Source organism: Sporolactobacillus laevolacticus DSM 442 (genome assembly GCF_000497245.1).
Lineage (GTDB): Bacteria > Bacillota > Bacilli > Bacillales > Sporolactobacillaceae > Sporolactobacillus > Sporolactobacillus laevolacticus.
This window is the reverse complement of the sequence record NZ_AWTC01000009.1, coordinates 130559-145500: the sequence shown is the minus strand read 5'-3', so window position 1 is coordinate 145500 and position 14942 is coordinate 130559. Positions and strand designations below refer to the sequence as shown.

The window sequence follows — 14942 nt, the reverse complement described above, 5'->3', positions numbered from 1 at the left end:
CTTCTGCCTTTTTTTGTGTACGTATATAATAACATAAATAACTAGAGATATTTTCTAAAAATGAAATATTTTGTGGAAGAATTGATACTTAAAAAGACTTTAGCTTCGCTTTGATTCAATCTCCGATGATCCAATAGATTGTCCGTTAATTTTCATATGCTTATTCTTTGAGTTTTTTAATAGAAAAGTCCCAAGCCGCAATTTGCTCCCCATCAAATGATAAATCCTTCAGACTATTTCCGATCAACTCACCCTCTGTCTCATCAATACATTGAGACAGATCGACATTAGTTGTTTCATTGGACGGGTTAAAAATAATCGCAGTATAATCAGCTTTAGTTTGAAAACGGAGAAAGCCGAATAAATTGCCGATTGAAAAAGGGTAGAATAAACCTTTTTGAAGATTTTCATCTTGTCTTCGGGTCTGAATGGCTGATCGGAATGCAGCTAGGATTGATTGGTTTTCTTTTCCCCATGGATAAAACCGGCGATTATCAGGATCCTTTCCTCCAGCGACTCCAGCCTCATCGCCATAGTATACACACGGAACCCCCGGCAACGTCATCAACATCCATATCGCCAGCAGTACTTTCTTCTCATCATCGCCAAGCATCGTTAGGATCCGCTCTGTATCATGCGTGCCGATATTGTTCATATTTGCAAAAAAAGCATCCTGTGGATAATTGGATCTCAATGTGAAGCTTGCACGCGCAACCTGACGGGCGTTTTGTTTCCCAATGAGTAAATCAATAATGATCGATCTGAAAGGATAATTCATCACGCCATGAAGCATGCCACCTTCGAGGTAATGATGCCTTTTCCCGTAAGCAATTTTATTAGAAGCATCCTCCCAAACTTCGCCAATCAGCACTTTACGTTCTCCTTTTTCTATGTGCTGATCCAGTGTATGGCGAATCCCTTCAATAAAGTCATCACTCAGCTCATCCGCCACGTCAAGTCTCCATCCGCCAATTCCAGTGGCAGACCAGGTATTGATGACACTGTCTTCCGATTCATAGATAAAATCACGATAGCTTTTCTTTTCTTTATTAACTGTCGGCAAATCATCGATATTCCACCAGCAATTGTAATGATCATGGTCACCGTGAAACGTAAACCAATCGCAATAGGGAGAGCCAGGATCCAAATAAGCGCCGCCGTTTCCATAGTTTCCAAACCGATTAAAATAAATGCTATCAGCTCCGACGTGATTAAAGACACCGTCCAGAATAACATGCATCCCTAAGCGACGCGTTTTTGCAATGAGTCTATCAAAGGTTTTTTGATCACCAAACATCGGATCAATACGCAAATAATTGCCAGTATCATATTTATGATTGCTGCTTGCCTCAAAAATTGGACTGAGGTATAGGATCGTCACACCTAACTTATAGAGATCGTTTAATCTGGCAATGATCCCGTTTAAGTTTCCGCCATAAAAATCCCAGCGGACAATGTCTCCTTTGTTATCACGAATGTAATAGGGGAGGTCATCCTCTGTGGCGTATAAAAATGAATTTTTTTTAGGATTTAAAACCATTTTGTGATGATTACCGTTATTAAAACGATCGACAAAAACATGGTAAATAACACCATCCAAATACCAGTCAGGAGCTGGGTCCTGGTGGTCAAAACATGTGATCTGATATTGTTCAACGCGTGCAGAATCATAAAGGATACGTCCTACTCCACCATAATTATCTTCAGCCTTTGCATAATACAGTGTTTTCTCCTGCTGTTCATCCCTATATGTCACCTTAAAATGATAGAAATAGAGACCGCAGTTCCCTTCAGTTGTAAATTTCAAATAATAGAAATGCTCTTTTTCGGAAGACGGCAGCATATTCAACGCTTTTATTTGTTCGCCGTCCTTTTGGATCATTAAATCAACGGCTAAAATATTTACTCCGTCAACCTTAATCGAAAAATAGACACTGTTACCGATTCTGACCGCGCCGAAAGGACGCCTATATGTTTCAGACCATGAATTAAAATAAATATCTGGAAACGTCATGAAGCAACTCCCTCTTCCTCAAGGAGAACAAACATTCAGATGTTCCGTACTTTTGAAGAGACATCCCATATTTGACTCGCATATTGTTGCACCGTATAATCTGATGAAAAAACGCCTGCTCCTGCGATATTGATCAATGCCATTTTTTGCCATTGCAGCGTATCTCTGTACAATTGATCAATATGTTTCTGTGCATCCGCATACGCTTCAAAATCTCTCAGGACAAAATACTCATCTCCATATTGCACGAGTGAGTCGAAAACTGATCTTCCTTCTGCTTCTGCACCTGGAATTGTTCCATCAATTAATCCGTTCAACACGCGGTGCAGCACCGGATTGTTTTCGTAATAACTTCGTGATTGATAACTTCCATCATGATAGTATTGATAGACTTCATCTTCACGCAATCCGAAAATTACAATGTTCTTCTCGCCTACCCGGTCTCTGATTTCAACATTGGCACCGTCAAGTGTCGCCAATGTAATCGCACCGTTAAGCATCAACTTCATGTTACTCGTTCCCGATGCTTCTTTTGAAGCAAGCGATATTTGTTCGCTGACATCGGCAGCGGGAATGATCTTTTCTGCTAGAGATACTCCATAGTTTTCAACAAACACGATTTTCAGTTTATCAGCGATTGCCGCATCATGATTGATCAGATCTGCCACTGAGTTGATTAGCTTAATAATTTGTTTGGCATAAGTATAACTTGGCGCCGCTTTCGCACCAAAGATAAACACACGTGGATGAATATCCGCCTGTGGATCATCTTTCAGCTGAAAATACAGGCTTAAAATATGGAGCAGATTCAATAATTGCCGTTTATATGCATGAAGTCTTTTGATCTGAACATCAAATATGGCATCTGGATTAATGGTTAGATCCATAGTTTTTTTTATATGCTCCGCAAAACGTTCCTTATTAAGCCGTTTAATCTGAGCAAGTTCGAGCAATGTTTTCTCATCATCTCTGAATGCCTTCAGCATCTTTAATTCTGTTGGAGTTGTTTCCCATTCGTTGCCAATTTTACGATTTATTAAATCACACAGCGGCTCATTGGCGAGCATCAGCCAGCGGCGTTGTGTAATCCCATTCGTCTTATTATTGAACTTTGATGGATAGACAAGAAAAAAGTCGTGTAAAACCTTTTCTTTAAGAATGGTTGTGTGCAGCTGAGCTACTCCGTTAACACTGTGGCTTCCAATAATTGCCATATGAGCCATTTTGACATGGCCACCTTCGATAATTCGTGTTCTTTCAACAATTTCACGCTCAAATAGCGTGCTCATTTTCATTGTAAAACGGCGATCAATTTCACATATGATCTGGTAGATACGTGGAAGCAGGGTGCTGATCATCTCAATCGGCCATTTTTCAAGTGCCTCAGACATAATGGTATGATTGGTATAGCTCATTACGTTAACAGTCACATTCCAAGCATGTTCCCAGTCCATTTTTTCCTCATCCAGCAAAATGCGCATAAGCTCAGGTACACAAAGCGCAGGATGCGTATCATTGATGTGGATCGCGACTTTTTCCGCTAAATGATTCATAGACAAATCCATTTTCTTATAATGCCGAATGATGCTCTGGATACCCGCAGAAACAAAAAAGTACTCTTGCTTCAAACGCAGCAAACGGCCTTCATAATTTGAATCATCCGGATAAAGAACTTCAGAAATACTTTCTATCTGATTTCTCTGATGAATATAGGACCAATAATCCGTGATGTCATCCTGCGGAGGCACCTCTGCAGACCAAAGCCGAAGAGTATTAATTACATCATTGTTGAAACCTACCACTGGGGTGTCATAAGGTACGGCAAGTACCTCCTGAGTATCTTCATAGTGAGGTTCAAGGACTCCTGCCGACGTTTGCTCCAGCCACACTTTCCCGTAAAAGCGTACATTGACCGCTGCATGCATTTTTCTTGTTTCCCACACATTACCGTTCTGCAACCAATTCTCAGGAAGCTCGACTTGATAGCCATTCACAAATTTTTGCTTAAACAAACCGTATTTAAAACGAATCCCGTTACCATGCGCAGGGATTTCACTTGTCGCCATAGAGTCTATAAAACATGCTGCCAAACGGCCAAGACCACCATTACCCAAACCTGGATCCGGTTCAATTTGCGCAATTTCCTCAAGATCAATGCCCAGATCACGTAACCCATCGCGAACAGTGTCCAGAATTCCCAAATTCAGTAAATTGCTCTTCAGCATTCTGCCAAGCAGGAATTCCATAGAAAAATAATAAGCCTGCTTCTTTTTCTTTTCAATGTACCTTTGATTCGTCCGTCCCCAATTCTTGGACGAATAGGAACGGATAAGATTTCCCAGAGTGACGTATTGCTCGGTTGTCTCTGATTCAGAGATGTCCATTGAATATACTTCTGTCAACATTTTCTTAAAATCTTCTTTGAATTTTCGTTTTGAGAGATCCATATAGTTACCATCCTTAGTCCATAGATATTAGTTCTTCTATTAATTTGTCGGAAGCGAAAAATGGTAGTCAAAAACAGCCGAGAAAGAACTGCCCTTACTCGCACGTATTGTTAACCAAGTTGCGGTAAGGCATTATCATTCTTGTCCGGCTGTTTCTGATGTGTTGCTTCTTGATGATTGGCGGACGCAGCGTTAATGGCCAGCTATGAAACAATCATTGCCGAGAAACGTGGGATTTATAAGCCGCACCTGCCATTAAATTATTTTATGAAAATAATGTGTTGTAATTTTCTCTATCATTGCCTTGGTTGGCAGTACGGATCTCAGGAGATTGACTGTCTTCGGAAATACGGCTGATCACCGAATTCTTCTCAATGACAATAGGCTTATTCTTTGTTCCGATCAACTTCGTATTCGGTTCAATCCGGACTTGTTTATCAAGAATGACATAATGCAATTCCGCACCGCTTCCAATTGAACTTCCCTGCATAATGACTGAACTATTGACTACTGTATTCTTTTCAATGGTAACATTACGAAATACAACCGAATGCGCAACTTCACCATAAATCAAGCACCCGTTAGCTACGAGTGAGTCCTCAACTTCCGATGAACGGGCATAATAGGTTGGCGCCTCATTTTTCACTTTCGTATGAATAGTCTGGCTTCCCTTTAACAACGCCGTTAAGTTTGAATCCTGAAGCATATCCATGTTGGCCTGATAATAAGCGCCTACTGAATTGATCGTCTTCAAATATCCGGTATATTCAAATCCATTTGAAGGCAAATTAACAATTGCTTTGTGAAGCACATCGTTTAAATTGCAATGTTCATTCTCAGCCACAACATTGCGTATCAATTTCGTCAGTAAACGGGTCTTCATAATATATATTTCCATGTTAATAAACATCTTTCCTGCATTTTTATGCAGTTCGCAAGATTTTAATCCACGCACGCGGCCATCCTCATCAATTGTAAGACAAGAGACATGTTGATCACCGTCGTCAAATTGATCCACTGATTTATAGACAACGGTAATATCCGCACCTTGCTCAATATGATTGCGCAATATTGCCTGAACATCCACATTACATAGCATGCGTGTGCCCATGATGACGGTATACTCAGATTCGGATTTCTCAAAGAACTCAATGTTATTGAAGTAGTTATAAATATCTCCTTCAAGGTTCAGTCCACCTTGATTTCCGCGTCCGGAATCCAAACTCGGCTCGGAGAAGAAGAAGAGTCCTCCGTGAATACTGTCCAACCCCCATTCCTTGCCGCTGCGAACGTGATCGTAGATTGAGCGCAAGTTATCGTGGGTAAAGATGCCGATCGTTTCGACACCCGCTGTGGTTAAATTAGTTAACGGAAAGTCAATCAAACGATATCTGCTGCAAAAAGGCAAACTTGCAACTGGTCTATTCATTGTCAATGGATAGGTGGCCAACCTCGATTCCGTTATGTTGAGTATTCCGCAAATTTTATTCCTCCTCATCATTCAACCCTCCCACAATTTCATTGTATCCAACAACTTCAATTGACTTATCACCCACGACCTGTGCGTTATCGGCGAATACCGCATGTTCGCCAACAATGGCCCGGTCTATTGTGACATTCTTTCCGATCACCGTGTTCGCCATCACGATTGAGTCTTTGATGACACTGTTAGCGCCAATCTTTACATTTTGTGAAATAATAGAGTGATTGATTTCTCCGGAAATATAGCAACCATCAACAATCAACGATTCCTTAACTTTTGCACCTGTCGCCAAATAATGTGGTGGTGCGACAGGATTTTTGGAATAAATACGCCAGCTTTTGTCACGAATATTTAATTCATGATCCGGATTTATAAAAGCCATATTTGCTTCCCAAAGACTTTCAATTGTACCGACGTCTTTCCAGTATCCATTGAAGGAGTAAGCAAAAACATTTTCACCGTTTGCCAAGAATGATGGAATGACATTTTTCCCAAAATCATCCATATTTTGTCCTGTCGCATGACTCTCTGTTAAATAACGACGGAGAACTTCCCATGTAAAAATATAAATACCCATTGAAGCTAGATTGCTTTTTGGCTTCGCAGGTTTTTCTTCGAAGTCAATAATTCGATCCGTATTGTCCGTATTCATAATGCCAAATCGAGAGGCTTCCTCTAACGGCACATGAATCACCGCAACCGTTGCTGTCGCCTTTTTCCTCTTATGAAAATGAAGCATATGCTCATAATCCATTTTATAAATATGATCACCGGAAAGAATGAGCAAATAGGTTGGGTTATGGCTGTCAATATAGCTGATATTTTGGTAAATTGCGTGAGCGGTCCCTTCAAACCACTTTTCGCCGTCAAGACTTGAATGCGGCTGCAGAATGGTGACTCCACCGTCCTTATGGTCAAGTCCCCAGTGTGAACCGTTGCCAATATGACTGTTCAGCTCAAGCGGTTGATACTGAGTCACGACACCAATTGTTCGAATGCCTGAATTTGAGCAATTACTTAACGAAAAATCTATAATTCTGTACTTTCCACCAAAAGGAACTGCCGGTTTAGCAATTGTTCTCGTCAACTTTCCTAAACGGGAGCCTTGGCCACCTGCCAAAATCATTGCGATCATTTCATTTTTCATTTTCTCTGGAAAAAGAATGGGAGACCACCCTCTTCCTCACACCTCCTTCACTCGCTCAATAAGTTCTATACTCTATCGTATGAAAAGGAACGTAAAAACATATTCAGAAAGATCGTGCAGATTAAATAAAACGAAAAATAACCGAGACAGATAAATGTAACCGCTTACTTTTACTGTTTCAACAATAATGACAAGCCTTTTAAAGCAGCAAAAAAAATTTTTTTAGGTACCTAAAAGTACCTCATGCTCTCCTTGACTTCTCTGGTCTGTTATGAGTAGTTATTCATATTCCCCATAACTATTATATAACAGATTTAAGTGATTTCGGAGCTTTTTATTGATTAATTTCTGAATTTTTATATATTAAAATTTGGCATTAATTTTTCAGAAGTGAACGATACAATTCCAAGTAATCTTTAGCCGATTGCTCCCATCCGAAATCTAATTTCATTGCACTTTCAACAAGCTGCCTCCATTTTTCTTTATTGCCCTTAAATAAGTGAACAGCCCGCTTAATTGTGAAAAGCATGTCGTGGGCATTGTAATTCGTAAAACTGAATCCATTTCCTTCATCGGTGAACTCATTATAAGAGAGCACTGTATCTTTCAGACCCCCTGTTTCGCGAACAATCGGCAGGCTTCCATAGCGCATCGCCAGTAGTTGACCGATTCCGCACGGCTCAAAGCTTGAAGGCATTAAAAACAAATCTGAACCGGCATAAATTTTTCTGGCAAGTCCGTCATCAAAGAAGATATTTGCTGATGCAGCGTCCGGGTATTGTCCGGCTAGCCAACGGAAAGTTTCTTCATCATTTCTTTCTCCGGTCCCAAGCAGTACAAACTGAACGCCCAGATTCATGATTTCATGAAAAACGCGAAGCACTAAATCAATGCCCTTCTGACTGGTCAAGCGGGTAATCATTGCAATTATCGGAACATCTGGTTTCACAGGTAAATGTAAGTATTCCTGCAAACGCCTTTTGTTTTCGAGCTTTCCATCAGAAGTACTATAGGTCGAAAACAATTGCTTATCTGTTTCAGGATTATATAGTTCGTTGTCAATACCGTTGACAATACCGTGAAGTTTAGCACTATTCCAACGGAGGAAACCATCCAGATTTTCTCCGTAGTAAGGCATTTGTATTTCATTCGCATAGCTTTTGCTGACTGTTGTCAACAAATCTGAATAGGCAAGCCCGGCTTTCATATAACTCACATTCCCATAGAATTCAAGCCCGTCTTGATGGAAATAGTGGTCATCAAGTCCAAGCAGATCGCCCAAAACAGTTCTTGGGAACACGCCTTGATACCTCAGGTTATGGATGGTAAATACCGTTCGTATGTTCTCATAAAAAACTTGGCTACGAAAATGTGCTTTAAGCATTACGCTAATTGGTCCTGTCTGCCAATCATGACAGTGAATCACATCCGGTTTTTCTGCCAAATGCGGCAGTATTTCCAAAACAGCGCGAGAAAAGAAAGCAAAGCGTTCGCCGTCATCGTCATAACCATAACAGCCGGATCGTTTGAAATAATATTCATTATCAAGAAAATAGTAATGAACCCCTGCTTCTTCCAGCATAAAAAGTCCGCAATACTGGCGTCTCCAGCCAACAGGCACAAATATATATTTGATGAATGTCATCCGATCGGTAAACAAATGATTGAGATCTTGATATTTTGGAAGCACCACGCTTACCCGTACATTCTCTTTCTGCAATGCTTTCGGTAATGCACCGACAACATCGCCGAGTCCCCCCGTTTTTATAAACGGAACACATTCAGACGCGGCAAACAAGACATTCATCTCTCTCTCCCCTTTTCATTGGAAAACAGCATTTTCAACATTTTTTCGGTTACACTTGATCATAAGGCTCACTTAATTTTCTTTTTTTTGTCTCTTTCATAAGCACACTGATACCCAGTGGCGGAACAGTTATTTCCACACTGTGCGGCTGATTGTGGTAAGGCTCGTCAATCGAAGCCAGCGGCTCACGGTTGCATTGTCCGGAACCACCAAACGCCTCGGCATCACTGTTAAACATTTCAAGATAGTTGCCGTTGGCAGGCACGCCAAGCTTAAACTTGTGATAAACCGTTGGAGTGAAGTTGCAAACAACAATGCAATAGTCACCTTTTCGTTTTCCTTTTCTTATAAAGCTAATAATACTTTGATTTGAATTGTCGGCGTCTATCCACTCAAATCCTTCCCCCTCATGATCGAGACGCCACAAGCAGGAGGTTTCCTGATAGAAATGGTTGAACGCAACTGAATAATGATGAAACGCCTTGTGTGTCGGAAAATCAAGCAATTTCCAATCTAATTGTTCAAGATCTTTCCACTCATCAAACTGAGCAAATTCACTACCCATGAAAAGCAATTTCTTTCCAGGATGAGTCATAAAATAACCGTACAGTACCCGCAGATTCGCAAATCGCTGCCATTCATCGCCAGGCATCTTATTAAGCAATGATCGTTTACCATATACAAGTTCATCATGTGAAAAAGACAAAATAAAGTTTTCCGAATAAGCATAGAGCATCGAGAACGTAATTAAATTGTGGTGATAACGCCTGTCAGAAGGGTCGAGTTTCATATAACGGAGAATGTCATGGACCCAACCCATGTTCCACTTATAATTAAAGCCAAGACCGCCGGCATCTGTCGGTCCAGAAACCATTGGATAATCGGTAGCCTCCTCGGCAATCATTAATGCTGAAGGGTACCGGCTGAAAACGGCCTCATTCAACTTTTTTATGAAATCAATAGCTTCCAGATTCTCGTAGCCGCCAAACTTATTCTTTACGTCAAGTGGAAGATCGCCATTGTGATTCAGATAAATCATCGAAGATACTGCATCGATTCTAAATCCTTCAACGTGATACACGTCCATCCAGTAGCGTGCGTTTGATATTAAGAAACTAACAACTTCATTCTTGCTGAAATCAAAATTGTACGTACCCCACTGCGGCCGATCAGCCAGCTTAGGATCATTAGGCTCATAGAGGGGAGTGCCGTCGAATTTTCCAAGGCCATGAGTATCTCTGCAAAAATGTGCAGGTGTCCAATCTAAGATGACACCGATACCCCGTGCATGGCAAGTATCAACAAAATACATGAAGTCCTCAGGGCTGCCGAATCGGCTTGTCGGCGCAAAATATCCGGTGATTTGATAGCCCCATGAACGGTCATAAGGATGCTCCATAATCGGCATAAGTTCTATATGAGTAAAATCGTTTTCAACAACATAATCAACGAGCTCGTCCGCCAGTTCTCTGTAAGTGAATAATTTACCGTCTTCTTTCTTTTTCCAGGAACCTAGATGGCATTCATAAATAGCTAATGGCTGATGATAATCATCCCTCTTCTCTCTCTTTTTCATCCACTTGCTGTCCTTCCAAAGGTACTGATCGGTCCTGAATGTCAGTGAAGCGGTGTTCGGTCTCGTTTCGGCATAAATCGCATAGGGATCAGCTTTCAAAACCACCGTACCTGAAGGTGTTTTGATTGCGTATTTGTAACGTTCGCCAATACCGATACCTTTGATAAAGCTTGTCCATACTCCAGATTGCTTGATCCGAGTCATTACATGTGTCCCGGTATCCCAGTCGTTGAAGTCACCGACAACAGAAACCGACAGTGCATTGGGTGCCCATACAGTAAAACGAAAGCCATCTTTTCCCTCAACCTGATCAAAATGAGCACCAAAAACTTTGTAACCCTCATAAAGCGTGCCTTCGTGAAATAAATACAGATCAACATCATTTGGAGACCATTGCGGCTTATTTTCTACGGTCAACATTGCGCCACGTCCTTTTTTTAATGTAATCACTGGCAACAAATTCTATTTCACTTAAGTTTTGTTTTCTTCAAAGTTATTTATTTTTTTATCATACTTCTTTTATTAAAAGATTCAACGGAAATCGTGGAAATCCTTCACCGAAATTCGTCTTATTGTGTCAAAATAGAGAAAATATAAATAGTTTATTCTAAAAAAAGGCAGTCTTTCTCTAAAAAAGACTGTCTTCTTTTTGAAACCGTTTTATACTTATTACCATTGATTTTACATACCGCTGCCAGAATGATCAAGCTCCATTTGTTTCCAGCGCAACTGAACAAGATCGTACTTCACAAGTTTCATTCCAAGTGTATTAACTTTCTCTACAAATGAATCTTGGACGCCTTGATAAGACGCTTCGTCAAAATTTAGCGTCACCGGTGCATGACAATTAATTTTGGCGAGTTTGCGCGATAAGTGAAGCATGTCTAAATCTGTGCTGATCTTCATTTTCTGTCCTTTTGGAAGCAGCTCCAGATTGTCGAGCATCAACTCGATGCTTCCGAATTGCTTAATCAGTTTCATAGCTGTTTTTTCACCAATTCCATGCACACCTGGGTAGCCGTCACTAGAATCACCCATTAATGCTTTAACATCAATAAATTGTTGTGGTGACACGCCATAATGCTGACAAAAAGCTTGTTCCGTATAACTGCGATAGTTTCCGTAACCTTTCTGGAGCAGGTCCACATTAATCCGCTGATCCAGTAACTGCAGCAGATCTCTGTCTCCGGTTACAATTGATATATCGGCTTCTTGCTGCGCATGTTTTGCTAGTGTGCCGATGCAATCATCTGCCTCAAAGCCGGCTACACCTATATTAGGAATCCCAAAGGCATCAATCATTTCTTTTGCTAAATCGAATTGAGGGACCATTTCCACTGGTGGTGCCGAGCGGTTCGCCTTGTAGCCGTCAAATAGCTTGTGGCGAAACGTTTTATTCCCCATATCCCAACATACTGCGACATGCGTTGGCTTCCTGTTCTCAATCGCAAGCAGAAGATGCCGAAGAAAGCCTTGTACACCATTTGTAGGGATACCTTGGTCGTTAAACATAAACTGGCCGGATGGCGCTGTCGCATAAAATGCTCGAAACAGCAAAGCCATACCGTCCACAAGCAATAGTTGCGGTTGGTTTGCCAAAAAAACGCCCCTCTTCATGTAATCTTACTTCATTATACCATGAACGTTTTTAACTTATAGGAGCAAGAAACAGTTTTAAAGATGTTCTTTTTGCGCTATGCTAATAACATTCACTTAATTTGGAGTGTTATTAAATGAAAACAAAACGAATGCTCATCCTTTTTGGTGCCGTCGTGCTTATTGCGATCTCTTCTTACCTATTCTTCGGCAGGGTGCATGGAGATAAGGTGAGTAAAACCAGGATCGAACCGATTACGTCTGCAGAGCATGAGAGTAAGATAGAGGATCATTCAAAGCAGCACATCCCAACTGTTTTTATACATGGGTGGAAGGGTTCTGAACGTTCATTCCGCACCATGTTTCAGCGATTATCAAGCAATTACGATGGCCCGCAACGGGGGATGGTTGTCAAAGTTGCGCCAAATGGAGCGATTACTATTTCCGGCAAACTAACCAACGAAAAAATACCTTTAATTCAAGTATTGTTTATGGATAACCATGAATCAATGGAGAAACAGGCGAGTTGGTTAATCAATGTCTTTCGTACGCTCAAAAAAGAAGAGGGCATCAAGCGTGTGAATGTTGTTTCCCATTCAATGGGTGGAAAGGCGTTTACTTGCTATCTAGAACAGATTGATCACCCGGATAAATACCCAAAGGTTGAGAAATATGTAGCCATAGCAGCACCGTTTGATTGGATCAATGGCCCGCAGAATGAAGCGGATTATACTATAGACGAATTAAAACAAAGAAGCTCACTCTATCAGAATCGAAAACGTCTTCCGAAGGATTTGGTTGTCCTTGCGATAGCTGGTGAAATACATAATCCACAAGAAGGCGACGGTGTCGTGCCGCTGCAGAGTGCATTTTTTGGACGCTACTTCTTTAATCGGGCCCATTACTCTGAGAAGATCGTTTACGGGCCAAGTGCCCAACATAGCCAGCTCCATGAAAACCCTCAGGTGGACCGGCTGATCGCCGGTTTCTTGTGGCATATCAGTCCAAAATAAAAAAAGCATCCGCGGATGCTTTTTTTATTTCTTTCTGACTTATATCAATTTTTCAAACGAGACACGACGATTGATTGCATACATGATCGGCGCGCCAACGAGCATTACTGCGCACTCGCCAATCGCGACAGTCAGCCAAGTCCACAGGAACGGCATATGGAATACGATCGCCAATTCCCAGGCTATAATACACATGGTGACCGTAAAAATCCCCGTATTGATTATCATCCGAGCCCAGATATTTGTGACAAACTTCGATACAAACATCGTGATCAATAAAGCAAGCACCGATTGCCCCGTACCAAAAATCAAGTCATAAGGAAGCATTGGCGAAAAGAATAGATTGCCAATAAAGACACCGCAAATGATTCCCCAAAAATATTTCTTATTAAAAACAATGAGATGATTAAGCATCTCTGCGATCCGGAATTGAATAGCCGAAAAACTGATGGGCTGAAGGAAGAAAGTCAGCACAATATACAGCGCCGCTAAAATGGCATTGACCGCAAGCGATCTGAGTTTCATTAAAAAACTCCTCCTTAGTTTTTTGATAAACGTGGGATGGTTTCGAACCACGTAAGCAGTATGCTCAAACTATTTTATTGTAATCTAAAAAGAATTTTTGTCAATTTATTTTCTTTACACTGTTAGAAAAACCAGGTTACGCCTGGTCCATTCCTGTCACTCTATATGCGGCTTTGAATCATGAATCTTGTGCTTGAATGACACTTCAGCTGCTCGCTTGCCGCGGGCAGTCCGGGAGCCTCCTCGATCAACTTAGCATCTGCGGGTTCCCTTTGGTCTGCGATCAACGGGATCGCTCCGCAGGCGTCTCGCACTTTCGTGTTTGAATCAGAATTTTTTCCGCATTACGCCGCTGATATGAATTCTGAATTCATTCAAAATTTTATACACTTTCTTATCTTGTGAAAAAAACCGCTCCCCTATTACGGAAAACGGTTTTTTGATCGTTCTTCTTTTTGGGCTTACCTTATTCTTCACGATTGGACATTGTAATCATCAGGATAAAACGAACAAGTTCCATCACCGATACTAAAGCTGCAGCAACATAGGTCATGGCTGCTGCAGAGAGCACTTTTCTGGCCAATTTTTGTTCATCATCCTGAACAATACCAAGTGACACAATTTGTTTTAAAGCACGACCGGATGCGTCAAATTCAACAGGCAGTGTCACCAATTGAAACAGTACGGCTGCCGCGAAAAAAATCACGCCAAGCGTTGCAAGCTGCAAGGCACCAAACAACATACCTGCAATGATCAGAATGTAAGAAAGATTTGATCCAAGGTTGGCAACAGGAACAAGAGCGCTCCTGACACGCATGAATGTATAATCATTCGCATCCTGAATCGCGTGACCGACTTCGTGCGCCGCGACAGCAGTTCCGGCAATTGAGGCGCCGTGATAAATATCAGTTGACAAATTCACAGATTTGTCCCGTGGATCATAGTGGTCGGTTAATGACCCTGCCACTTCCTTCACGGTAACATCATACAAACCATTGGCATCCAGAATCTTCCTTGCTGTCTGGGCACCGTTCATTCCGGTTGAATTACTGACCTCTGAATACTGTGAATACGTAGAACGAACTCGCATTTGCGCCCAAAGAGGGATCAGCATTAACACGGCCAAATAAATCAGGTATTGGATCATGCACATTCCTCCAAGACTGCTCATATTGAAAATGTTCAAGTTCAAAGAAAATGACTCTGAATGATATGCCCATGCTAATAAGGCATATTGTGTTCGTCTGGCCATTAACCTATTCTCGAACAGTCTCCTATATAGTCAAGTTTAGTCAAACTTCGTATTTTTGTCAAAATTTCAAGAAAATATTTTT

10 protein-coding genes and 1 riboswitch are annotated in these 14942 nt (G+C 41.2%); of the genes, 1 reads left to right on the top strand and 9 read right to left on the bottom strand.

Features of this window, described 5'->3' with window-relative positions:
- Positions 1-160 precede the first annotated feature (160 nt).
- The 7 genes from P343_RS29300 to P343_RS29270 form a co-directional block, all read right to left on the bottom strand.
- Positions 161-2014, bottom strand: a complete 1854-nt coding sequence (locus P343_RS29300; RefSeq protein ID WP_023510409.1) for a glycoside hydrolase family 13 protein — start codon at positions 2012-2014, stop codon at positions 161-163.
- Between the two features lie 35 nt (positions 2015-2049).
- Positions 2050-4461 carry a glycogen/starch/alpha-glucan phosphorylase gene (locus P343_RS29295; RefSeq protein WP_023510408.1) on the bottom strand — a complete coding sequence of 804 codons (2412 nt, stop codon included), beginning with the start codon at positions 4459-4461 and terminating at the stop codon, positions 2050-2052.
- Between the two features lie 265 nt (positions 4462-4726).
- Positions 4727-5959, bottom strand: coding sequence for a glucose-1-phosphate adenylyltransferase subunit GlgD (gene glgD, locus P343_RS29290; RefSeq protein WP_023510407.1), 1233 nt, complete (start codon positions 5957-5959; stop codon positions 4727-4729).
- Positions 5946-7091: a glucose-1-phosphate adenylyltransferase gene (locus P343_RS29285; protein WP_023510406.1), complete on the bottom strand. Its 1146-nt coding sequence runs from the start codon at positions 7089-7091 to the stop codon at positions 5946-5948. The genes glgD and P343_RS29285 overlap by 14 nt, the downstream gene beginning before the upstream one ends.
- Before the next feature lie 376 nt (positions 7092-7467).
- The gene (gene glgA, locus P343_RS29280) at positions 7468-8898 is read right to left on the bottom strand and encodes a glycogen synthase GlgA (protein WP_023510405.1); all 1431 of its coding nucleotides are present in this window, start codon (positions 8896-8898) and stop codon (positions 7468-7470) included.
- Positions 8899-8947: 49 nt separating this feature from the next.
- Positions 8948-10894, bottom strand: a complete 1947-nt coding sequence (gene glgB, locus P343_RS29275; protein WP_031263998.1) for a 1,4-alpha-glucan branching protein GlgB — start codon at positions 10892-10894, stop codon at positions 8948-8950.
- A gap of 261 nt (positions 10895-11155) precedes the next feature.
- Complete coding sequence (locus tag P343_RS29270; RefSeq protein WP_422784812.1) at positions 11156-12037, bottom strand: 5'-3' exonuclease; 882 nt, start codon at positions 12035-12037, stop codon at positions 11156-11158.
- A 170-nt stretch (positions 12038-12207) separates the two neighbouring features.
- On the opposite strand from P343_RS29270, the gene P343_RS29265 reads away from it, so the two are divergent.
- On the top strand, positions 12208-13083 hold the full coding sequence (locus P343_RS29265; protein WP_023510402.1) for an alpha/beta hydrolase: 876 nt from the start codon (positions 12208-12210) through the stop codon (positions 13081-13083).
- Positions 13084-13122: 39 nt separating this feature from the next.
- On the opposite strand, the gene P343_RS29260 is transcribed toward P343_RS29265, so the two are convergent.
- Together P343_RS29260 and P343_RS29255 are read right to left on the bottom strand one after the other, a co-directional pair.
- Entirely contained in the window at positions 13123-13608 is a 486-nt protein-coding gene (locus P343_RS29260; RefSeq protein ID WP_023510401.1) for a QueT transporter family protein, read from the bottom strand.
- A gap of 8 nt (positions 13609-13616) precedes the next feature.
- Positions 13617-13665, bottom strand: a riboswitch (PreQ1 riboswitch).
- A 409-nt stretch (positions 13666-14074) separates the two neighbouring features.
- Positions 14075-14755, bottom strand: a complete 681-nt coding sequence (locus tag P343_RS29255; RefSeq protein ID WP_023510400.1) for a zinc metallopeptidase — start codon at positions 14753-14755, stop codon at positions 14075-14077.
- Positions 14756-14942 lie beyond the last annotated feature (187 nt).

Coding starts and splice junctions, on each gene's coding strand:
- P343_RS29300 (WP_023510409.1), bottom strand. CDS start 2,014: ATGACGTTTCCAGATATTTATTTTAATTCATGGTCTGAAACATATAGG.
- P343_RS29295 (WP_023510408.1), bottom strand. CDS start 4,461: ATGGATCTCTCAAAACGAAAATTCAAAGAAGATTTTAAGAAAATGTTG.
- glgD (WP_023510407.1), bottom strand. CDS start 5,959: ATGAGGAGGAATAAAATTTGCGGAATACTCAACATAACGGAATCGAGG.
- P343_RS29285 (WP_023510406.1), bottom strand. CDS start 7,091: ATGAAAAATGAAATGATCGCAATGATTTTGGCAGGTGGCCAAGGCTCC.
- glgA (WP_023510405.1), bottom strand. CDS start 8,898: ATGAATGTCTTGTTTGCCGCGTCTGAATGTGTTCCGTTTATAAAAACG.
- glgB (WP_031263998.1), bottom strand. CDS start 10,894: ATGTTGACCGTAGAAAATAAGCCGCAATGGTCTCCAAATGATGTTGAT.
- P343_RS29270 (WP_422784812.1), bottom strand. CDS start 12,037: ATGGCTTTGCTGTTTCGAGCATTTTATGCGACAGCGCCATCCGGCCAG.
- P343_RS29265 (WP_023510402.1), top strand. CDS start 12,208: ATGAAAACAAAACGAATGCTCATCCTTTTTGGTGCCGTCGTGCTTATT.
- P343_RS29260 (WP_023510401.1), bottom strand. CDS start 13,608: ATGAAACTCAGATCGCTTGCGGTCAATGCCATTTTAGCGGCGCTGTAT.
- P343_RS29255 (WP_023510400.1), bottom strand. CDS start 14,755: ATGATCCAATACCTGATTTATTTGGCCGTGTTAATGCTGATCCCTCTT.